The sequence below is a fragment of the Rhizobium sp. SYY.PMSO genome (genome assembly GCF_046840415.1).
Lineage (GTDB): Bacteria > Pseudomonadota > Alphaproteobacteria > Rhizobiales > Rhizobiaceae > Rhizobium.
On sequence record NZ_CP177350.1, the window covers coordinates 1,806,828 to 1,827,979 of the forward strand.

20 protein-coding genes and 1 pseudogene are annotated in these 21,152 nt (G+C 60.9%); 7 read left to right on the forward strand and 14 right to left on the reverse strand.

Annotation, left to right across the window (positions count from 1 at the left end; genetic code table 11):
* Positions 1-83 precede the first annotated feature (83 nt).
* From ACJJVH_RS26555 to serA, 3 genes and pseudogenes are all read left to right on the forward strand, one after another.
* On the forward strand, positions 84-1,112 hold the full coding sequence (locus tag ACJJVH_RS26555) for a LacI family DNA-binding transcriptional regulator (protein WP_162752356.1): 1,029 nt from the start codon (positions 84-86) through the stop codon (positions 1,110-1,112).
* A 335-nt stretch (positions 1,113-1,447) separates the two neighbouring features.
* Positions 1,448-1,637: pseudogene (locus ACJJVH_RS26560) on the forward strand (integrase); the annotation flags it as partial.
* A gap of 292 nt (positions 1,638-1,929) precedes the next feature.
* Positions 1,930-3,171, forward strand: a complete 1,242-nt coding sequence (gene serA, locus ACJJVH_RS26565) for a phosphoglycerate dehydrogenase (protein ID WP_412066227.1) — start codon at positions 1,930-1,932, stop codon at positions 3,169-3,171.
* 256 nt (positions 3,172-3,427) lie between these two features.
* Here the strand turns inward: serA and ACJJVH_RS26570 are convergent, their stop codons facing one another.
* The 7 genes from ACJJVH_RS26570 to ACJJVH_RS26600 form a co-directional block, all read right to left on the reverse strand.
* Positions 3,428-4,624: a mandelate racemase/muconate lactonizing enzyme family protein gene (locus ACJJVH_RS26570; protein ID WP_412065588.1), complete on the reverse strand. Its 1,197-nt coding sequence runs from the start codon at positions 4,622-4,624 to the stop codon at positions 3,428-3,430.
* A gap of 11 nt (positions 4,625-4,635) precedes the next feature.
* Complete coding sequence (locus ACJJVH_RS26575) at positions 4,636-5,322, reverse strand: sugar phosphate isomerase/epimerase family protein (RefSeq protein ID WP_412065589.1); 687 nt, start codon at positions 5,320-5,322, stop codon at positions 4,636-4,638.
* Between the two features lie 134 nt (positions 5,323-5,456).
* Positions 5,457-5,936 carry a VOC family protein gene (locus ACJJVH_RS26580; RefSeq protein WP_112799027.1) on the reverse strand — a complete coding sequence of 160 codons (480 nt, stop codon included), beginning with the start codon at positions 5,934-5,936 and terminating at the stop codon, positions 5,457-5,459.
* Between the two features lie 74 nt (positions 5,937-6,010).
* On the reverse strand, positions 6,011-7,255 hold the full coding sequence (locus ACJJVH_RS26585; RefSeq protein ID WP_412065590.1) for an ABC transporter substrate-binding protein: 1,245 nt from the start codon (positions 7,253-7,255) through the stop codon (positions 6,011-6,013).
* Between the two features lie 12 nt (positions 7,256-7,267).
* The gene (locus ACJJVH_RS26590; RefSeq protein ID WP_412065591.1) at positions 7,268-8,368 is read right to left on the reverse strand and encodes an ABC transporter ATP-binding protein; all 1,101 of its coding nucleotides are present in this window, start codon (positions 8,366-8,368) and stop codon (positions 7,268-7,270) included.
* Positions 8,369-8,376: 8 nt separating this feature from the next.
* Complete coding sequence (locus ACJJVH_RS26595; protein ID WP_412065592.1) at positions 8,377-9,306, reverse strand: carbohydrate ABC transporter permease; 930 nt, start codon at positions 9,304-9,306, stop codon at positions 8,377-8,379.
* Complete coding sequence (locus ACJJVH_RS26600; RefSeq protein ID WP_113357202.1) at positions 9,303-10,202, reverse strand: carbohydrate ABC transporter permease; 900 nt, start codon at positions 10,200-10,202, stop codon at positions 9,303-9,305. The genes ACJJVH_RS26595 and ACJJVH_RS26600 overlap by 4 nt, the downstream gene beginning before the upstream one ends.
* Positions 10,203-10,334: 132 nt before the next feature.
* On the opposite strand from ACJJVH_RS26600, the gene ACJJVH_RS26605 reads away from it, so the two are divergent.
* From ACJJVH_RS26605 to ACJJVH_RS26615, 3 genes are all read left to right on the forward strand, one after another.
* The gene (locus ACJJVH_RS26605; protein ID WP_412065593.1) at positions 10,335-11,141 is read left to right on the forward strand and encodes an aldo/keto reductase; all 807 of its coding nucleotides are present in this window, start codon (positions 10,335-10,337) and stop codon (positions 11,139-11,141) included.
* Between the two features lie 107 nt (positions 11,142-11,248).
* On the forward strand, positions 11,249-11,689 hold the full coding sequence (locus ACJJVH_RS26610) for a VOC family protein (RefSeq protein ID WP_412065594.1): 441 nt from the start codon (positions 11,249-11,251) through the stop codon (positions 11,687-11,689).
* Positions 11,690-11,705: 16 nt separating this feature from the next.
* Entirely contained in the window at positions 11,706-12,731 is a 1,026-nt protein-coding gene (locus tag ACJJVH_RS26615) for a LacI family DNA-binding transcriptional regulator (protein ID WP_412065595.1), read from the forward strand.
* 18 nt (positions 12,732-12,749) lie between these two features.
* Here the strand turns inward: ACJJVH_RS26615 and ACJJVH_RS26620 are convergent, their stop codons facing one another.
* From ACJJVH_RS26620 to ACJJVH_RS26650, 7 genes are all read right to left on the reverse strand, one after another.
* Positions 12,750-13,664, reverse strand: coding sequence for a TolB family protein (locus ACJJVH_RS26620; protein WP_412065596.1), 915 nt, complete (start codon positions 13,662-13,664; stop codon positions 12,750-12,752).
* Positions 13,665-13,887: 223 nt separating this feature from the next.
* Positions 13,888-15,537, reverse strand: coding sequence for a GMC family oxidoreductase (locus ACJJVH_RS26625; protein ID WP_412065597.1), 1,650 nt, complete (start codon positions 15,535-15,537; stop codon positions 13,888-13,890).
* Positions 15,534-15,974 carry a gluconate 2-dehydrogenase subunit 3 family protein gene (locus tag ACJJVH_RS26630; RefSeq protein WP_112799009.1) on the reverse strand — a complete coding sequence of 147 codons (441 nt, stop codon included), beginning with the start codon at positions 15,972-15,974 and terminating at the stop codon, positions 15,534-15,536. Before ACJJVH_RS26630 ends, ACJJVH_RS26625 begins: the two co-directional genes overlap by 4 nt.
* Before the next feature lie 22 nt (positions 15,975-15,996).
* Positions 15,997-16,842, reverse strand: coding sequence for a carbohydrate ABC transporter permease (locus tag ACJJVH_RS26635; RefSeq protein ID WP_112799007.1), 846 nt, complete (start codon positions 16,840-16,842; stop codon positions 15,997-15,999).
* A gap of 10 nt (positions 16,843-16,852) precedes the next feature.
* Positions 16,853-17,740, reverse strand: a complete 888-nt coding sequence (locus ACJJVH_RS26640; RefSeq protein ID WP_412065598.1) for a carbohydrate ABC transporter permease — start codon at positions 17,738-17,740, stop codon at positions 16,853-16,855.
* Between the two features lie 46 nt (positions 17,741-17,786).
* The gene (locus ACJJVH_RS26645; protein ID WP_113357207.1) at positions 17,787-19,082 is read right to left on the reverse strand and encodes an extracellular solute-binding protein; all 1,296 of its coding nucleotides are present in this window, start codon (positions 19,080-19,082) and stop codon (positions 17,787-17,789) included.
* A gap of 59 nt (positions 19,083-19,141) precedes the next feature.
* On the reverse strand, positions 19,142-19,903 hold the full coding sequence (locus ACJJVH_RS26650; RefSeq protein WP_412065599.1) for a sugar phosphate isomerase/epimerase family protein: 762 nt from the start codon (positions 19,901-19,903) through the stop codon (positions 19,142-19,144).
* A 154-nt stretch (positions 19,904-20,057) separates the two neighbouring features.
* On the opposite strand from ACJJVH_RS26650, the gene ACJJVH_RS26655 reads away from it, so the two are divergent.
* Positions 20,058-21,098, forward strand: coding sequence for a LacI family DNA-binding transcriptional regulator (locus ACJJVH_RS26655; RefSeq protein ID WP_113357208.1), 1,041 nt, complete (start codon positions 20,058-20,060; stop codon positions 21,096-21,098).
* Positions 21,099-21,152 lie beyond the last annotated feature (54 nt).

Here is a 21,152-nt window from a genome sequence, read left to right on the forward strand (position 1 = left end):
ATGGGTCCGCAATGTTCAAAATCGTTGCAGGATGCTCTCGGCATGAATTCATTCGCGCACTCAAACCTCATTGGAAGTACGGTATGGTGACACGAGCCGATGTGGCGAAAAAAGCGGGCACGTCGAGTGCGGTCGTGAGCTATGTCGTCAACAATGGACCGAGGCCAGTGGCTCAGCACACGCGAGAGCGCGTGCTGCAGGCCATTGCCGAGTTGGGTTACCGGCCTAATCGTGTTGCCCAAGCATTGCGTGGACAGCGTTCGCACGCCCTTGGCCTCATTGTTCCCGATATTTCCAACCCCTTTTACGCGGAACTTGCGCGCGTCATCGAGAATCGTGCGGAAGTGTCCGGCTATACGCTCTTTCTTGGCAACAGCGAGCAGGATGCTCAGCGGGAGCTTCGATATGTCCGCACCTTCCTTGATCGCCAGATCGACGGCCTGTTCTTGATCAGCGGCTCCAGTTCTGAGGAACTGATGCGGCTTTTCCCTGAAATTGCGGTGCCGTTCATTTTGCTCGATCGGCGCATTAATTTCGCTCCGAATGCCTATCTGCTGGCGACTGACGGGGTTGCGGGCGCCGTGACGGCGACCAACCATCTGATCTCACTCGGTCACCGACACATCGCAGCCATGTGTGGACCGTCGAAGATGCCGAGCGAACGTGCCAAGGGCTACCTGCAGGCGATGACGGGCGCCGGTCTGGAGCCGGTCATTTATCATAGCGATGACTTTGATCGGAGGTCGACCTACGAATTGGCAAGGAGAGTGCTTCAAGAGCCCAACCGACCGACGGCAATCTTCGCAACCTTCGATGTCGGGGGTATCAGCTTGCTTCGTGCTGCCGCGGACTACGGCATTTCTGTTCCCAAAGATCTGTCTGTCGTCGGCTATGACAATATCCAGGAAGGGATGTATACCGTGCCGAGACTATCCACGGTAGCTCAACCCACAGATGCCCTCGGCATGATTGCAGCAGAGCATTTGATTGGTCTTGTCGAAAACCAGATTCAGCCAACATTCGGCATGCAGCTGATCGAACCACAGCTTGTCATCCGCGAGAGCTGCGGCGCATTGCCTGGCCCATCAGTTCAACGTGCGATACTGACCTGAAAGGGTATCGGTTGAATGTCATCGACCGGATCGCCGAAATCCCGGTAGCGTCAACTCCATCACATCACCGCTGTGGTTGCTTGATGTGTCGATTCAAGTTCACTTTTCAACGCTGTGCAAACGGCATGTTTAAATTTGGCATAAGTCCCCGGCATCTTCACTGGCATGGACATGTAGGCAGCGAATGCTTCCTGAATAGCTCAGACAAGGTATGGGGATGCTATCATGTTTCTTTCTTCCATGTTAGAATTCTGCGTCTGTTTCTCAAAACAATATATCTCAAATATCACGGCGTACCGCTTTTGTTTGCGACCGGCCAACTTTGCAGCTACGGACAGACAGGCTTGGACTCGGAAGGATTTTCGGCGCACGGGCACGGTCTGGCTATCCGATAGAATCCGCCAACCGCGACATATCTCTGCGGGAGGCCATGCAGCAGTCGATGTATAGTCGGTAACCCAGGCCGCAAGCTATCATAACAACGTAGAGCGGAGGAACGAAGGTGCCGCTCGTCTGGTAATCTAGACCTTTAGTGAAAAGCGCGCTCCTTCTACCGCATTTTGAACAAACAGAGGGATTCCCTGCTTGGCTTTGCTTCGAAAATCGGGAAATCGCAGGAAATGAACCGGTCGCCTTGGCGTCAGACGATCTGATGGGCCTTACCCGCAAGACGCTCAAAGAACGTCCTGCGGCACCAGAGTCGAATTTGCTCTTGCGCCGTCCGGCGGATGGTCGCAAAACATCTTCCGATGTCTGTGACCGCTCCGGTTATGGGCGACTTCAAGCTCGGCTGAATTCCGGAACCGAAAGCAATTCCATGACCCGACAACTCTCCTTTTCGCGCGATCGGATCTCCGTACTTCTGCTCGAAGGCATCAGCCAGAGCGCCGTGGATTATTTTTCATCATCCGGTTACGCCAATGTCACTCATCTGCCGAAAGCTCTGGATGACAAAGATCTCAAAAACCTCATAGCCGATGCACACATCGTCGGCATTCGTTCGCGCACCGAGTTGACAGAGGATATTTTCAACTCCGCCAGAAAACTCATGGCGGTCGGCTGCTTTTCCGTTGGGACAAATCAGGTCAACCTGGATGCGGCGCGGCGACGCGGGATCCCCGTCTTCAACGCCCCCTACTCGAACACCCGCTCGGTCGCCGAGCTTGTGATCGGGGAGATCATAATGCTGACCAGGCGAATTTTTCCCCGTTCGTCTTCCGCCCATCAAGGGGGCTGGGAAAAATCCGCCGTTGGCAGCCGGGAGGTTCGTGGAAAAACGCTGGGCATCGTGGGTTACGGCAATATCGGGTCTCAGCTTAGCGTGCTTGCCGAAAGCATGGGAATGATCGTGCGTTATTTCGATCTCTCCGACAAGCTTCGGCAGGGCAATTCAGACTCTCTGGCTACACTCGGCGAGCTTCTCGAAATCTCCGATTTCGTAACGATGCATGTTCCGGAAACCAGCTCGACGCAGAACATGATCACCGAGACCGAATTGCGCAGAATGAAGAAGGGCGCCATTTTCATCAATAATTCGCGCGGGACCGTGGTGGATCTCGAAGCGCTCGCCAAGGTTTTGAAAGAGGGGCATCTCGCCGGCGCGGCCGTGGATGTCTTCCCGAAGGAGCCGGCCTCAAACAGCGAACGTTTCGAAACGCCGCTGCAAGGCCTGGACAACGTTATACTGACGCCGCATATCGGCGGATCGACCGAGGAGGCGCAGGAGCGGATTGGAAGGGAGGTTTCCAGGAAGCTTGTCGAGTATTCCGATGTTGGCTCGACGCTCGGCGCGGTCAATTTTCCGCAGGTTCAACTGCCGCCGCGGCCAAACGGCACGCGCTTCATCCACGTTCATGAAAACCGCCCTGGCATCCTCAACAGCCTGAACACTGTTTTTTCGGCCCGTGCGCTTAATATCGTCGGGGAGTTCCTGCAGACATACGGCGACACGGGTTACGTGGTCATCGAAGCTGAGGGCGTGGCCCAGACGGCAGCGGATGACATATTGAATGAGCTCCGCCAGATTCCGGGAACGATACGAGCGCGGTTGCTTTATTGATGCCCATGGGAAGCGGCATTCTTGCGCGCCGATCGCGAAAGGCAGCGGCGGCGGGCTGCCGTTAACGCCGAAAACCTGATCGCTGCGCATCGTGGCTGGCCGCAAGGCAAGATCCGACGGAAAGCCTTGTGTCGCTCTGCGCCGGAGACGGTACGCGACGACAACGAGCAAAAACGATGCGAACGTGCATACGAATCGGTTGTCGTATCCCGATGGGCCTCGCCGCGAGGGAGATTGTCGAAGACCGCAAGCCGTCTCAATCAAAGAATGCCTGGTCCTCGGCGACCAAATAGGCCCCCGCCCTCTCCGCATTGAGGGTAACGCCGAGACCCGGAGCATCCCAAACGGCGATATGGCCGTCGACGACAAGCGGGTCCGGCAGGCCATCGACGATGCAGTACCACCAGGAGGGATCGCCGATCGTATATTCGAAGGCGATGTAGTTGTGCGGAAGCGTCGCGCAGACCTGGACGAGGGCGGCAAGCCCCAGCAGGCCGTTCGCCGTTCCGTGCGGCGCCATCAATATGCCGTGCAGGTCGCCATATTCCGCGATCCATTTCAGCTCCGCGATGCCCCCGACATCGCAAGGGTCTGGCCCGATGATATTGACGGCCTTGCTCTCGATGAGCGGCTTGAAATTCTGCCTGAGGTAGATCTGTTCTCCAGTGTGGACCGGCGTCGAGGTGGACACCGTCAGATCGCGGTAGACATCCGCATTGACGAAGGGCGAATAATCGCCGGTCAGCATGTCTTCCAGCCAGACGAGGTTGAACGGCTCGACCGCCTTTGCGAAACGGATCGCATCCGGTACGGTCCAGCCCGGGCCGCAATCGAGCGCCAGGCCTATCCCCTCGCCCAGCTCCTCCTTCATGGCCGCGACGCAGGCGACCATGTGCTTGAGCCCGCGTTCGGTGAGCAGGCCGCGATCGTGAGCGCCATGCATCCCGCCGGCCTCCGGATCGCCGTAAAAGAAATCCGGCACTTCGAGCCGCATTCGGCTGTGAAAGCCGATCGGCTGCTTGACGATGGTGAAACCTTCCCTTGCCGCCTTCATCGCGCGGCAATTTGCGGCATAGTCCTCCGGCATGAAGCCAGCCAGCGGTTCGCGCACAGCACCGTTATAGACGCGAACCCGGTCGCGCACCTTGCCGCCGAGAAGCTTGTAGACCGGCAGACCGGCGGCCTTGCCGGCGATGTCCCACAGCGCCATCTCGATGATGCTGACGACCGCCCCCCACGGCTTGAAGCCGCCGCGCTGCCGGATGCGCAGCATCACGCGCTCGACATCCGTCGGGTCCAGTCCGATGAGCGCGTCCCGGAACGCGAGAACATAGGGCTTCAGGAACGGCTTCCAGGTCTCCGCCTGCGCATAGCCGTCGATGCCGGCGTCGGTGACGATACGGATGACGGGGCTTGAACCGATGACCGCGCATTTGACGTCGATGATCTTCACCTGACCGCCCTCTACAAGCCGAGCGAGCGGATATGATCGATCGACCGCTTGGCAAAGCGCTGCCAATCGGAGGGATTGTCGTGCTCCGTGACGATGTGATCCGCCCGGGTCTTGCGAAAGTATGGGACCAGGGCTGCCCAGTCGATGATCCCGTCGCCCGTTGCGACCCAGCCGTCGTCGACCGTCGTTCCTGGAGGCGCCGTATCCTTGGTCTGGATGGCGATGATGCGATCGGCATAACGCTCCAGTTCCGCGGCAGGCTCGGCACCCGCGCGCGTGATCCAGCCGCAGTCGATCTCGAACAAGACCTCGTTGCCAGCACCGAGAATGTGATCGATGGGCCTCGATCCGTCTGCAAGCGGGACATATTCGAAATCATGATTGTGCCAGGCCACCTTCAAGCCATGCCGTGCCGCGCGTTCGGCACCCGTCGCAAGCTGCTCGCCGATCCCTTTCCAGTAGTCGGCGGTATCGATGCGCTCCTCCTTCGGTACGAAAGGCGGGATCATGCAGGCGGCACCGAGCGTCTGCGCGATCTCGATGAAACGGTCCGGCTCGGCGACAAGTCCCTTCAGCGGCATATGGAATCCGAAACAGGCAAGGCCGGCATCGTCGATCTGCCGCCGGAACAGCGCTGGGTCGGTCTCATAAGCCGGCAACCAGGGCTCGATGGCATCGTAGCCCAGGGATTTCAGCACTGGAAACTGCGCATGAAGCGGCGGAAAATTCCTGGACGAATAAAGTTGATATGCGATCGGATAGGCCATGGATCTGCTCTCTGGGAATGAACGTCAAACGTGAGCGGCCCTCCCTTCGGAAGGGTCGGCAACAATCAGCCCTGCGGTTCCTTGTCGTTGTCGAACTCCAGCAATTCGACCATGACGCCGAGATCCCTGACGGTGTCGTAGTAGGCGTAGCGTCCATGACCGCCATCGAACTCGCCGCGCTGCAGCAGCTGATGGCCCTTGCCTTCGAGAAATGCGTTGCGCTTCGTCAGATTGCGGGTGCGGAACGCAATGTGATGGCAACCGGGGCCCTTCTCCTCCAGCAAGTCGCGCCAGGCGCTCTTCTCCGGCCCGGGCTGCAGAAACTCCACGTCGATATTCCCGAACTTGAACATCATGATACGGCAGCCGACGGCAGCCGGCTTGCCGTCATAAATCGCCCGCGCCTCGTCCGGTTCGGCGGCCTTGCCCTCCTTCGGCAGGGGCTTGCCCGTAAGATCGGAAAACCATTGCGCGGACTTCACCACGTCGTCGGTGACGAAGCAGATCTGCATGACGGCGTCTTCATCGAGAAGTCTTGTATCCATGTCGCGTGTGCCTTCTGTCCATGTTTCACGGCCGGCCGCAGGCCCCGCTGCGGCCGGCATCGTCTCGGGAGGGATTATTGCAGGATGGCCTGATATTGCTCCTTGAGCGCAGACACGGCCTGATCGACGGTCATGTCCGGTTTGCTCCAGTAATTGAAGGCGACGTCCCATATCGCCGACTGCCAGTCCTCATCGACCATCGAATGCGGATTCTGCACCTGATGCGCAGGGTCCTTCAGCATGTCGAGGACGTTCCTGGAGCAGGCGTCCAACGTCGACGGATCGACATCGGTGCGCACGGGCGTCGAGCCCTTCGCCGCCGCGAAGGCCGCATTGATCTTCGGATCGACGATGAGCTTGGCGAATTCGACCTCCGCAGCATCTTTTTCAGGGGACTGCTTGCCGAGCAGGCCCCAGGCATCGACCGTCACCGACAGCGCCTTTGCTCCGGGAATCTGGACGCAGCCAAAATCCTTGCCGGCTTCCTTGCCCGCCGCACGCCACTCGCCCTTCATCCAGTCGCCATGGATCTGCATGAGCGCCTGCCCCTCGATCACCATATTGGTGGTCATGTTCCAGTCGCGGTTGACGGAACCCGGATCGGCGGCCTGCTGGAATTTGCGCAGCCACTCGAACGCGGTCCGAAGCTCCGGCGCATCGAGGGCAGCTTCATCCGGCTTCGGCCCGTAGATTCGCTCGAAGAGGTCGGCGCCGCCGATGCTCGCCACCAGGGCATGGGTGAGATAGCCGACCTGCCATTGTTGGGCGCCGAGTGCCAGCGGCACGATGCCGGCCTTCCTGATCTTGTCGAAATCGGCGTACATTTCGTCCAGCGACGTCCATTTCGCAGGATCGACGCCCGCCTTCTTTGCCGCCTCGATATTGTAGTAAAGCATGCCGTCGACGTGGATGCCGAGCGGTATCTTCATGATCTGGTCGTCGACGGTAATCGACTTGACGACGGAAGGCGGGAACTTGTCCAGAGCGCCATCCGCCTTGAAGACGTCGGTCAGCGGGCGGCCCAGCCCCATATTCGTCAGATCGCGGTAAACGCCGGGATTGTTCTCGGAAAACACGTTCGGCGGCTGGCCGCCGGTCACCAGATTCATGAGATTGACGTTCGAACCGGTGTCATGCGGGATGGTGATATCGATCCACTTGATCCCCTTTTCCTCGGCTGCCTTCTTCAGGACGTTGAGAGCCGCGACCTCCGCGGGCGACGACCACTTCTGGTAGATGACCAGATCCTCGGCATGAACCACACTCGGGCAGATGGCGATGGTCGCCACCAGCCATGCCTTTTTCCAGTTCTTCAACATGCGTTCCTCCCGTTAAAGCCGCCGCCCGCTCCGGGCGTCGAAAAGGTTCAGTTTCGTCCTGGGATAGGTCACGGAGACGAGTTCGCCGGGCTTCAGCCTGGCGGCGCGATCCGGCTCGATGCGCACCGCGATCAGGGAGGGGCCGGTGCCAAGCGACAGGATCGCATCGGAGCCCGTGCGCTCGACGATCCGCACCGGCAGCTCCAGCGAGCATGCGGCCGGACGCGATGGCCCTCCGATGACGAAATGCTCGGGCCGCATGCCGATGATGATCGGCTGATCCTCGCCCGGATGCGGGGCGGAATAGGCATAGTCCGAAAGGTCGAAGCGCCGGCCATCCGCCGCGATTGCGCCGGCGCGATCCCCATCCCGCATGATCCTGGCTTCGACAAGGTTCATGGCCGGAGAGCCGATGAAGCCGGCAACGAACAGATTTGCCGGTTGCTCGTAGACCTCGTCCGGCGTGCCGAACTGCTGGATCTCGCCGCCGTTCATCACGGCGATCTTGGTTGCCATCGTCATCGCCTCGATCTGGTCGTGCGTCACATAGACGACGGTCGGCCTCAACTCCTCGTGCAGTTTCTTGATCTCGAGCCGCATTTCGGTGCGAAGCTTGGCATCAAGGTTGGACAGCGGCTCGTCGAAGAGCAGCACGTCGGCATGCTTGACCAGTGCGCGACCGATGGCGACGCGCTGGCGCTGGCCGCCGGACAGTTGCGCCGGCTTGCGGTTCATCAGCGGCTCGAGCTGCAGCAGGCTTGCCGCCCACTTGATGCGCCGGTCGGCCTCCTCCCGCGACAGTTTCAGCGCCGAGAGGCCGAAGCGCAAATTCCCCTCCACCGTCTTCGTCGGATAAAGCGCGTAGGACTGGAAGACCATGGCCAGCCCGCGATCCTTCGGATCGAGTTCGGTCACGTCGCGTTCACCGATCATGATGCGTCCGCTGGACACGTCGACGAGACCTGCCAGCAGGTTGAGCAACGTCGTCTTGCCGCAGCCGGACGGGCCGAGCAGCACGAGAAAATCGCTGTGATCGATCGCCAGATTGAGCCCGGAGAGGACACTGACCTCGCCGTATTTCTTGACGATATGTTCGAAGGAAACACTTGGCATCCGTTGCCCTAACCTTTGATCGCGCCGGCTGAGATTCCCTGCACGAAGAACTTGCCGAGGACGAAATAGATGAAGAGAGGGGGAATGGCGGTCAGCAGCGCTGCGGCCATATTGGCGTTGTAGGCGACGGTGCCCGTCGATACCGTCACCATGTTCGCGAGATTGACCGTCATCGGCGCGGCACCCAGGCCGCCGAACGTCACGCCGATCAGATAGTCGTTCCAGATATGCGTGACCTGCATGATCAGGACGACGATCAGGATATTGCCCGACATCGGCAGAATGATCTCCAGAAAGATCCGCCAGAACGACCCCGAATCCATGATGGCCGCCTTTGTAAGATCGGCGGGGATATCCTTGTAGAAATTGCGAAAGATCAGCGTCAGGACCGGCATGGAGAGGACTGTGTGAATGAAGGCCACAGCCCAGAGCGAACCATAGATCCCCATGCCGACGGTAACGACGATCAGCGGATACATGATGATCTGAAACGGCACGAAGGCGCAGAGAAACAGCAGAAAAAGAAATGCACCCGTCCATCTCACATTCCACAGCGCCAGAGCATAGCCGGTAACGGCCGACAGCGAAATCGAAGCGATCAACGATGGGAAGAGGATTGCCACCGAATTCCAGAAACCGCCCCTCAGACCCGTGCAGGTGATGCCGGAGCAGGCCTGGCTCCAGGCATAGATCCATGGCTCGATCGTCCATTCGCGCGGCCATGAGAAGATGGCGCCTTCGCGGATCTGATCCATCGACTTGAAGGAGGTGACGATCAGCACGTAAAGCGGCACGCAGAAGAAGAGCGCGGCCATCGACAGGAACACGAGCACCGCGATCGAACGGCCCTTGATACGCTTCTTCGCTCTCGGGAACATGACCTGGGCCGACGTTTCGGCGGCGGCGGCCGGCGGTCTGACGGCTGCGATATCGCTCATGCATGGCCTCCCTTGCGGGCGGCGCGCTGCTGCCAGGCGGTCAGCGCCACCAGTGGCAGGAAGATCACCAGCGTCACGACCAGCATCATCGACGCGGCGGCCGAGGCATAACCGAGATTGCTCTTCTCCGTCATCGCCTTGATCGTGAAATAGGCCGGAAGCCAGGTGGATTGGCCGGGGCCGCCATTGGTCATCGCAACGATGATGTCGTATGCCTTGATGACCCCGAGCGAGAGCAGGATCGCGCAGGTGAGGAAGGTGAATTTCATCATCGGGATGATGACTTCGAGATAGACGCGCCAGAGGCTGACGCCATCGATGCGCGCAGCACTCCAGATCTCGTGATTGATGCCCTTCAGGCCGGCGAGCATCAGCGCCATATAGAAGCCGGAGCTTTGCCAGACCGAGGCGAGAATGATCGCATACATCGCCGTCTGGCCATCGTTCAGCCAATTGAAGCTCACGCCGGTAAGGCCGATGCCGTGCAGGAAGTTCTCAAGGCCAAGCTGCGGATTGAAAATCCAGCGCCAGGCGACGCCGGTGACGATCAGCGAGACGGCGAGCGGGTAAAGGAAGACGGTCCGGAAGACATCTTCGCCACGCCGCTCCCGCTCGATCATGGCGGCGAGAATGAAGCCGAGCACGATGGCAAGCGCGCTGCCGATCGCCAGCACGATCAAATTGCGAAGGGATATCTCCCAGCCGGCATCGGCAAAAAGCCTGGTGTACTGGCGAAAGGGATTGGACCAGTCGATCTCGTATTCCGGCAGGCGCCGGCTGCGGGTGAACGAAAGCACGACGGTCCAGACGATCGATCCGATGAACGCGACGACCGTGATCAGCACGGCAGGCGCGAGCGCAAGCTGCGGGGCGACCCGGCTCCATCTCAATGCCATCGATTTTCCTCCGATCAGCGAGTGCGGCCTCCTCCGGCGCTTGCACATCCTGATATTAACGTTAATACTAGCGGCTTCTCGATAGGCGTCAAGCGTGTATTTGCCGATCGGGTTTGTTTTGGAGGAGACATCATGATGGATTCGATTCCCCGATTAGGCTTTGGGACATGGGGAAGGACAGGCGCGGATGGCGTTGCAGCCATTCTCTGCGCGCTCGAAACAGGCTATCGCCACCTCGACACGGCGCAATCCTACGGCACGGAGCAGAGCGTCGGCGAAGCCGTGCGGCAAAGCGGGCTGAAGCGGGACGAGATTTTCGTCACCACGAAGATCAAGGTGGACAATCTCGATCCCGGAAAACTGCTGCCGTCCCTGCGGCAAAGCTGCGACACCATCGGCGTCGATCAGGTCGACCTGACCCTGATCCACTGGCCGGCGCCCCACGGTCGGATCGAACCGCAAATCTATCTCGAACAACTCGCCGAGGCACGCGAGGCAGCGCGCACACGGATGATCGGCGTCTCGAACTTTACCATTGCGCTTGTGGAAAAAGCGGAGGCCATTCTCGGCAAAGGGGCTGTCGCCACCAACCAGATAGAGCTCAACCCTTTGTTTCAGAACCGCAAAATCGCAGAGGTCTGCGGCAAACGCGGCATTCTCGTGACGTGCTACCAGCCTGTTGCCCAAGGCCGCATGGGCGATATCGAGCAGATGCGGCTCATTGCGGAGCGACACGAAGCAACCGTCGAGCAGGTCGCGCTCGCCTATGAACTGTCCAAAGGCTATGCCGCAATTCCAACCTCTTCGAAACCCGAACGCATACGCTCGAACTGGCAGGCGCATACGCTCGCCCTGACCGCCGCCGACATCGAGGCGATCGACGCGCTGCCGCAGAGTTCGCGTGCCATCGATCCGCCGGGCGCCCCGCTCTGGGACTAGCCGATCCGGGTTTCCAGCCGCCAAACCTGCCCAAGGAAATCGTCAAAAGCATTGCTTGCCTGCCATATGCAGTATTATCGTTAAATCAACCGCTTCGGAGACATCACATGGATGACATTACCGGCCTCGGCCACCTCGCCATCGAGGTCAAGGACCTCGGCGCGTCGCTGGAATTCTATCGCGACAGGCTTGGCCTCCAGGAAATGCACAGGCTCGAGCGCGCCGACGGGACGGCGTGGATCGTCTATCTGCGCATCACCGATCGCCAGTTTCTCGAACTCTTCCCCGGCGCCGACAGCGATCGCGCCCCAGGACCCGATGCCAACGGCACCAACCATTTCTGCCTGACGATTGACAATCTGGATGTTGCGGCGGCAAAGCTGGAGAAAGCCGGCATTGCGCTCACCTCGCCGATCAAGTCCGGGCTTGACGGGAATCGTGGCGCATGGATCGAAGATCCGGATGGCAACCGGATCGAATTGATGGAAATGGCACCGGATTGCCTGCAATACAGAGCGATTGCCGCTCTGAAACAGCAGACGGTGTGACAGGAGTCGAATTTGCATGGCAAAGCCTGCGGCGCGCTTGAAGGATATCGCCGATAAAACCGGGTTTTCGGTGAACACCGTGTCGCTGGCTTTGCGAGGCAGCTCGCGCATTCCTCCCGAAACGCGGGCGCTCATCGCGGGTGTCGCGCGCGAGCTGAATTATCTGCCCAACTATGTCGCCACATCGCTGGTGCGCCGCGAAACCCGTTCGATCGGGCTGATCCTGACCGACCTCTCGAATCCGGTGCTGACTGCCGTGGCGCAGGCCGTGGAAGGCGAACTTTCCAAGCGCGGCTATACCACCCTCTTTGCGACCTCGAACAACGATATCGCCGTCGAGGAAAAAATGATCGAAACCTTTCGGGCCAGGCGGGCCGATGGCATGCTGGTGTTCCCCTGCAGCCACCGCCGCCTGGATCATATCCGCAAGCTGCGCGCGCGCAATTATCCCGTCGTCCTGCTCGTCGGCGATCCCGATGCCGGCATCGATGCCGTCTGCATGGACGAGCGCATGGGGGCCTACAAGGCAGTCGGCCACCTCTTGAGCAACGGCCACCGCCGCATCGTCATCATCGACGGCGGCACGAAGCTCGGCAATTCGGAAAAGCTGGAAGGCTATATGCAGGCACACCGGGATGCCGGGCTTGAGCTCGACACCGCGCTATTCGTCAAACCGAGCGGCCACTCGGTCGCGCACGGCTACTGGGCCGCCGATACGATCTTCAGCCAGCGGCTCGGAGCGTCCGCCATTTTTGCAACCAATGATTCATTGGCGCTGGGAGTTCTGCGATATTGCGCCCGCAACAGCATTCGCGTCCCCGATGACGTCGCGCTCATGGGCTTCGACAATATCGAATTCGGCGAGTATGCGGTGACGCCGATCTCGACGGTCGACTATAATGTCGAGCGCGTGTCGGCCATGGCCGTGGAGCGCGTCGTCGACCTGATCGGCGCGGAGGCGGATTTGCCGCCGCCGCGCGTAACGCTCATCGAGCCCGATCTTTTGATACGCCAAAGCTCGAATTCGACCATTCGCGGCTGAAAGCTGCGGCAAGCCCGCTCAGCCCGCCGCCACCGGATAGCGGACATAGGCGAAGGCACGAGAATCGGGTGCCCAGGAATTCACATTGATGGTGCCTTGCCCGCCATTGAACGCATCGAGATCGCGAACCTTGCCGCCTTCCGCAGGCATGAGCCGCAGGATCACATCCCTGTCCGCGGGATGGCCGATCGTTCCAACCGGATAGCTCAAATATACGAGGTCGCGGCCGTTGGGTGCCGGATGCGGGAACCAGTTTACCCGCTCGTCATGCGTCAGCTGTTCCAGCCCGGAGCCATCGGAGCGCATGCGGAACGCCTGTGCGTGACCCGGCTGCGTCGCCGCCGCTTCGGAATTGAAATAGATCCACTGCCCGTCCGGCGAAAACTCGGACCCGTCGACAGGGCATGCGCCGTCGGTCAGAAACACGTCTTGGCCGCCTGCGGCTGGAATGGTGCAGACGCGCGTGAAGACGCCGCCGCCCTCACGGCGCTCCAGCCCGATATAGGCGAGCATCTCGCCATCCGGCGAAATGCCGTGCAGATAGTATTTGAAGCCGCGCGAGGCTGCGTGCTCGTTGGAAACGCGGCTCGGCATCCCGCCCTCGAACGGCACCCGATAGAGATGACCGTCATTGGCGCTGACGAAGAAGGAGCGCCCGTCCGGCGAGACGACATGGTCGTTGTTCAGATTCTCCACCGGCGCCGTATTGATGCGATGCGGGCCATCCTGCCCATCGGGAGAGATGCGAAAGAGGCGGCCGTCGCCATTGTAGATCAACCACTTGCCATCGGGCGACCAATTGGGGGCTTCGATGAGCTCGCCGGTCTCGTAAATCACGCGCGCCGTCGATGAGGCAATGTCGAAGACGACCAGCTCGCTGACTTGACGCGGCAATAGACGTCGGGTTTCCGATCCCGGACGCATGGATGGCATAGTCTCTCCTCCGCTTGAATTAACGATAATACAGGAAGCTTATGCCATCCCTTTCCCATCAACAACCACCTATTTTTCCGGGATCCTCGGCCATGGGTTGAAAACGTCGTCGGGAGGTCCTGGCACCGGCAAGAAGCCTGTCCGTTACCTGAGATGATGACGGGAAGCCGCCGCGCTCGCCTTCCACGCCATCCGGTGCCCCGAACCATCGCTTGCTTGACAGCTAAAGGAGGCTGGCGATGCGCTCGGCATTTCGAAACGCCAGGGCCATGACGGTCAATACCGGATTGTAGCCGCCATTCGTCGGGTGGAGCGAGGCATCGCAGACATAGAGATTGTCATGCCCCCAGACTTTGCCGAAACGATCGGCGACGGAGACTTCGGGCGCCTCCCCCATGCGACAGGTGCCCGCCTGGTGCTGTCCCGCCGAAAGGCGCAGCATCTGCTTTTTCCCCCATGTCCGCATGGCGCCGGCGGCCTGCATCCAGGCATCGGCCTTGTCCAGCATGTAATCGGCCGTGCGAACCGTCTCCGGATGCGTCGTTCCCGACAACTGTGCAACGGAGCGTCCATATGCATCGCGGACGTCCGGATCGAGGCGAACACGGCAGTCGGCGCTTGGGATTTCGTGCACAGGCCCCTTGATCTGCGCGATGCGGGTAAAATTGTCGCGCATGAAATGCTTTGCCTTCAGCCCGTATCGCGGCAGATCGTCGGGCAGGCCGGATTTCCAGAGAATGATCGGCAGCATGACGAAATCATCCGCCAGCATCGCCCCGCCGATGATACCGTCATTGCCGTGATTGTAGTCGGTGGTCGCAATCGTCACGCCCGGCCCCTTGCTATCCTGGACCGGCTCTTCGAAAAGACCGAAGACCGTCGGATAGTAGTGCCCCTGCAGATTGCGGCCGACCTGATCGTGATTGTTGCCGAGCCCGTTCGGCTCGCGGTCCGTTTGCGTCAGCAGCATGAGCCGCGCCGTTTCGATCGCACCGGCCGACAGGATGACGATGCGGGAGAGAATGCGACGACGGCAAAGGTGCCCGGCCTCATCCGTCTCGAGAATATCGACGCCGACGACATTGCCCCGGTCGTCGGTGGCGACGCGCTCCACGACGGTCTCGGTCAGGAGATCGCAGCGCCCGGTCGCCAGCGCCCGCGGCAGCAGGGTGTTCTGGGTGCCGTTCTTGCCGTTGCTTGGACAGGGAAAGCCGACGCACGAGCCGCAGCGGATGCAGGCCCCTCGCCCCGCGCGAGGCACGGTGTTGACGAGGAGCGGCGGTGTGAAGGTCGAAAGACCCAGCGCCTTCGCCCCCGCCCGCAGATGGAAGCTTGCCGGATTGTCCGCCACCGGCGGCATCGGATAATCGCGGCCGCGAGGCCCGGAATTGCGGTCGCCGCCGCCGTCACCCGAAACGCCTATCTCGTGTTCGGCCCTCCCGTACCAAGGCTCAAGATCGTCGTAGGAAATCGGCCAGTCGGCCAGCGAGGAGCCGTCGGGACGGCCATACGTCGACGCCATGCGAAAATCCTTGGGATGAAAGCGCCAGGCGAGGCCGCCATAGACGAAGGTTCCGCCGCCGACGACCGCGGCATTGACGTGATAATTGTCCTGGTACGGCTTGATGACGTGCCGGCTGCCCTGCCGGTCGACAAAGACGCGCGGATTGCCGTCGATCTCCGGTCCGGTGTTGAAGCCATAGGCCTGCAGCCGATGGTTTCGCAGATGATCGCGATGGCCGTCCTCCGCATAGGTCCGCCTCTTGCCGCGCTCGACAAGCAGGATGCGCTTGCCGGCTTCGGCCAGAACACCTGCCGCGATGTTGCCCGCAGCACCGGCGCCGACGATAATCGCATCATAGTCGATCTTCATGCCCGTAACCTCCCGCGGACGGCATCATCCGCGTTCTCCGGCGGGCCGCTTGGCCCTTCGGGCAAGCCTGGGCGATAGCCGATCATGCGCCACGAAATCGCATCGGGATTGGCGCCATTGGCCGGATCCGCATAGAAACCCTCGGCGGCGAGCTCGCAGAGAAGATGGAACCATTCCTCTGCCTCACAGCCCGCAAGCAGGCGATCCTGCTCCCCCGCCGACAGGGCGGCGAAACCGTTCGATGCCTGCCGATCCAGTTTCCCGAGGCCCTCGCGGATGCCCTGCCCGCCGGCAACAAGCCCGGCATCCCAAAGCGAGAGAATGAATTCGTCCACGCCGTTGTCGAGCGCGCCGGGATAATCATCCGCAGGGATGATGCGATCGAGCACGGCTCGAAAGGTTTCGAGCCTAAACTCGCGGTTCTTGGCATCCGGCATGGAGAGACCCCTTGGACTGATGTCATCGGCCGGCAAGCGAACCGCCGATGCCACCGATGCTGAAAAAGCGATTGAGCAAAGCGAAGATGATGACCGGTGGCGCCAGCATGATCACGGCGCAGGCCATCACTGGACCCCAATCGGTCTGGTTCTGCTGGAAGAATGTCTGCAGGCCGACGGGCAGGGTGAAGCGGCTGTCGGTTCGCAGAAAGACGAGCGCCACCAGATAATCGTTCCACGCGACGAGGAAGCCGTAGATCGCCGTCGACAGGATGCCCGGCAGGGAATTGGGTAGCACGATGCGCAGAAAGGCGCCGAATACCGTGCAGCCGTCGATCCAGGCCGCCTCTTCGAGATCGGTCGGAATGCCGTCGAAATAGGCGGCCATCATCCAGCAGGCCACCGACACGCTGGAGGCGACGTAGATGATGGAAACTCCCGACAGCGTATCGACGAGCCCGATCCGCGACAGCATGATGAAAAGCGGAATGATGAAGACGACGACCGGAAAGCTCTGGATGACGAAGATCAGCATCGAATAAAGCGAAACGGCGCTGCCTCGGGCACGCGACAGCACATAGCCTGCGGGCGCGGCAACGAACAGCGACAGACAGGAAGCGATGACCGAGACGACGAGGCTGTTCTTCAACCACACCAGGATATCCGTATTCCTGAGAACGTAGACGAAGGTCGAGAGGGTCGGGCCGGTCGCTTCGGAATAAAGGCGCGGCCTCAAGGCAAGGCCGAAAATGACGAGGATCGGGCTCAATGCAACCAACGTTATCACCGCGAGCACCACGGTCCGCACCCACCCGGAAGACTTGCCGATGCCGGCTGTCGTATTCGGGGCTGTTGCCTTCGTCGCCATAAGGACCCTCCTAGAAATTGGCCTTTCGCACCTGCCGAAACAGCAGGAGCGAAAGGGCGACCAGAACGATCGTCATCATGAAGGAAATCGCAACGCCATATCCGGGCAGGAAGTCCTGGAAGACGGAGCGATAGGCAAGCACGATCAGCGATGTCGTCGCATTGACCGGCCCGCCGCCGGTGAGCAGATAGATCGTCGCGAAATCGTTGACCGAGAACATCGTCATCAGGATCCAGCTGATGTAGGTGGAACGCGCGGTCATCGGCAGAACGATGTAGCGGATCTGCTGGCGCGAATTCGCACCGTCCAGCGTCGCCGCCTCATAGACGCTGTTGTCGATGCTCTCGAGCGCGGCGGCGCCCATCATCATCATGAAGGGATAGCTGATCCATATCTTGAACAGACAGACCGTGACCATGGCCATCGTGGGATCGGCGAGAAACAGCACCTGCCCGAGCCCCAATGTCTCGGCAAGCTGCGGCAACAGGCTGTCGGGGGTCGCCACCAGCCAGTTCCAGCTCATGGACGTGACGACGATCGGCACGATCCATGGCAGCAGCAGCAACACCTTGAACAGGTTCCGCCCCGGAAATTGCGGCTTCAGCAGGATTGCGAGACCGAAGCCGATCAGCCAGCTGCCGAACACGCCGCTGACCGTGAACAGCAGCGTGAAGGACGCCGCCGACCAGAAGGCCGGATCGGTGAGCACATTGAGATAGTTCCTGAAGCCGATGAATTTGCCGAGACGCAGCAGGCCGCCATTATGCAGCGATTGCACGAGGGCGTAGCCCAGCGGGTAGGCATTGATCAGTGCCATCAGCAGGATCGAGGGCATGGCGAGGCCGACCATGGTCGCCCCGCGCCGCGCCTGCGTCCCGCTGCGGGAGGCGGCCGACATTCTCGTTCGCCGCCGCTCGCCCGACAATGCCTGCACCTCGGCCATGTTATTGCACGACCTTTCTCAGCGATGCCTCCAGGGTCTCGAGAATATCCTTGGACTTCGTCTTTCCCTGGATGATCTGCTGGACGAAGGCGGCACTGGCGGCCCCGCCGTCGACGGCATTGAGCGCGGCAAAGGCATGCGGCGCCTGAGCGCCGATCGTCTTACCCACCGGCTGCCACTCGTTGATCGACAGAACGAGATTAGGATTGCTCTGGATGACGGGAAGCTCGGCAATGCTCTTCTTGACCGGTACGTCGATTGCAACTCCGCTCGTCCAGTAGACGTGCATGTTGTCGAGATACCAGGCCAGGAATGCTTCCGAAGACTCCTGCGAGGGCGTCGTGGTGAACATCCAGAGGGAATTGATGTAGTAGACCGTGCCGAGATCGCCGTGCCGGGCCTTGACGGGATGCGCGACCACCGCGTCGGACTGGATTTCCTGCGGCAGCGTCTTGTCGAGACCAGTCTGCCCGAAGCCCATGGCGACGCGTCCCGATTTCCAGTCGCTCGACAGGTTGTCGGACGTATAGCTGGCGGCATAGGGATCGATGATGCCCTTGCGCACGAGCTCGTTGATGAAATCGAGCGTCTCGATGTTGCGGTCGCTGACGCAATTCAAGGAACCGTCCGGAGCAAAGAAGCCGCCGCCGTTGTTGATCATCAACGCCGAAACCGTGTGCTGGGCATCGGTGGTGGTGCTGCCGGCCGCAAGGCCAAGGCCGATATGGCCGATCTTCTTGAGGGCTTCGCCGGCCTTGATATAGCCATCCCAGTCGGTCGGCGGCTCGGCACCGGCCTTTTCCAGCAGCGATTTGCGATACCAGATGACGCGCAGATCCATCGACCAGGGCACGCCCGCATAGCCGCCATCCGTCTTCATCGCCGGCAGCAAGCCGGGCAGGAAATCGTTCTTGCCGTCCTTGTCGAGCTTGGCGATCAGGTTGTCGGCCGGAACCGCTACGCCCTGGTCGAGAAAATAGAATGGCAGGAAGGCCGCGCCGGAACTGACCGCCGGCGTGGTTCCCGATGCGGCTGCCGACGTGAAGGTCTGATACCAGTTTGCCCACGGGATCGACTGATAGCGGACACCGAGCGCGCCATTGGCGGGCATGTATTTTCCCGCCAGTTCCCTGGCGGCGGCCGTGTAAGTGGCGCCCGTTCCCCAGACCATGTCCCAGAAGGTAAGGGTTTCATCCGCCGCAAACGCCTTGCCCGCAGCACTTGCGGCCAATGCCGCTGCCGTTGCCCCGAGGAACGATCGGCGATTCATTGCCATGCTACCCGACTTGCCGTTCATCTGTGGTTCCTCCCCCCTGGTTGAACGAAATCGATCTGCACTGATATGAGGCGACCCGGCTAGCGGATCTTCTGGAGATAGGCGAAGCTCCTGGCGGCAAAGCCCGCCGGATCCTTGGGATTGTCGTGCTCGACCACCATCAGGCGCGCGCCGCGTGCAAGGGCAAAGGTCCAGAGATCGGGCCACTCGAGAATGCCGGAGCCGACATTGCACCAGCCGTCCTCGTCCGCGTTTCTTCCCGCCGGCGCCTGATCCTTCACATGAGCGGAAGCAAGCAGGTGCGCATATTTTTCGAGCCAGGCCTTCGGATCGTCGCCGCCGCGGGCAAGCCATGCGATATCGGCCTGCCAGACGAGCGGGCTGCCGGCGGCGCCCTCGAAAAGACAGTCGAGCGGACAGGAGCCGTCGCCGAAACGCACAAGCTCCCAATGGTGATTGTGATAGCCGAGCGATATGCCCCGCTCCTTCAGGCGCCCGGCCATCGCGCCGAGCTCGGCACCGACACGACGCCACGCGTCGGCATTGCCGCTGCGCTCTTCCGGCGGCAAAGCCGGCATGAAGAGTTGCGCAATGCCGGTCTCGGCGGCCGCTTCCGCAACACGGCCCAAGTCGCCACGAAGCGCCAGCAAGCCGATGTGGCCGCTCGGCGCGACCAGGCCGCGGCCGGCGAGAGCCGCCTTCAGAGCCTTCGGGTCATCGAGATGGCCGCCGATGGTTTCAACCGCCGTGAACCCGGCTTGCGCTGCGGCATCGAGCTGCCGATCGAGCCCGCCCAGATGCCGAAGCGAATAAAGCTGTATCGAGAGTGTCGATGTCGCCATATGGCCCTCCCCGCCTGCCTGGCGATGTCTCCCCACACCGCCGAGCGTCTTACGCAATCGATTGCGCGGACCCTAACAGCGCAATCGATTGCGTGCAAGAGCGCGATCGCATATTTATGCATGTGAACGACACGATCCCGGTTGCAGAGGCCCGATGGCGAAACGAAAGCCGACACTCACCAGCAAGAGCCCGATACCGACGATGGCGGACATCGCCCGTATCGCCGGCGTCTCCACCTCGACCGTCAGCCGTGCGCTGGCCGGTCTCCCTCCCATTCCCGAGGAGACGAGGCAGAGGGTCGTCCAGGCCGCGAAGGAAGCCGGATATGCAGTCAATCGTCACGCGCGATCGCTGCGGCTGAAGCGCAGCAAGGTCATTCTGGTGCTCATCCCGAATCTCGCCAACCCGAACTTTCCCGATCTCTTGATGCATATCGACCGCGCTGCCCATGATTGCGGCTATGACATCATGATCGCCCATACGGCCATCGATCCGCGTCGCTCGGATCGCTATGTCGACGAGCTGCTGGCAGGAAGCATCGACGGCGTTCTGCTGACGGCCAGCTACTGCCCGCCGCGGCTTCTCGAATGCATTGCCGCAGGCCGGCGTCTGCCGATCGTCCGAACGCTGAGCCCGACACCGGACCTCAACGGCGTGACTGCGGTACAGATCGACGAGGTGCAGGCCGCCTACGATGTCGTCGATCATCTCGCAAAGCAGGGCTACAAAAGGATTGCCCATCTTGGCGGGCCGCCGAAGGAAATCGTCGCGATCGCCCGCAGGCGCGGCTGGGAAAAGGCGCTTGCGGCGCACGGGCTGCCCGCGACCCCCGATCTCCATTTCCAGGCCGGGTTCACCGTGAATGACGGGCGCAGGGCAGCCGACGAGATGAAAAACCGAGCCGGACGGCCCGACGCCGTTTTCTGCTCGAACGACGAATCCGCCTACGGCCTGATCGCCGCGCTGAAGGAGCAGGGCCTGCGGGTTCCGCGCGACATCGCGGTCGCGGGCTTCGACGACCTCAGCTTTTCGGCCGTTCTGGACCCGCCGCTGACGACGGTGCGGCTTCCCCGCCGCGACATGGCCGAACAATCCGTTCGAAAGCTGAAGGCGCTCATCGAGGACGATGCCGATAACGACAATACGATCCTGGCCCACGAACTCGTGATCCGGGCCAGCAGCTTGCGAAGCTGAGTCCGATATGGATCTCCATCCGCTTCGTCGCGGCACGAATTGACGCATTGCGCT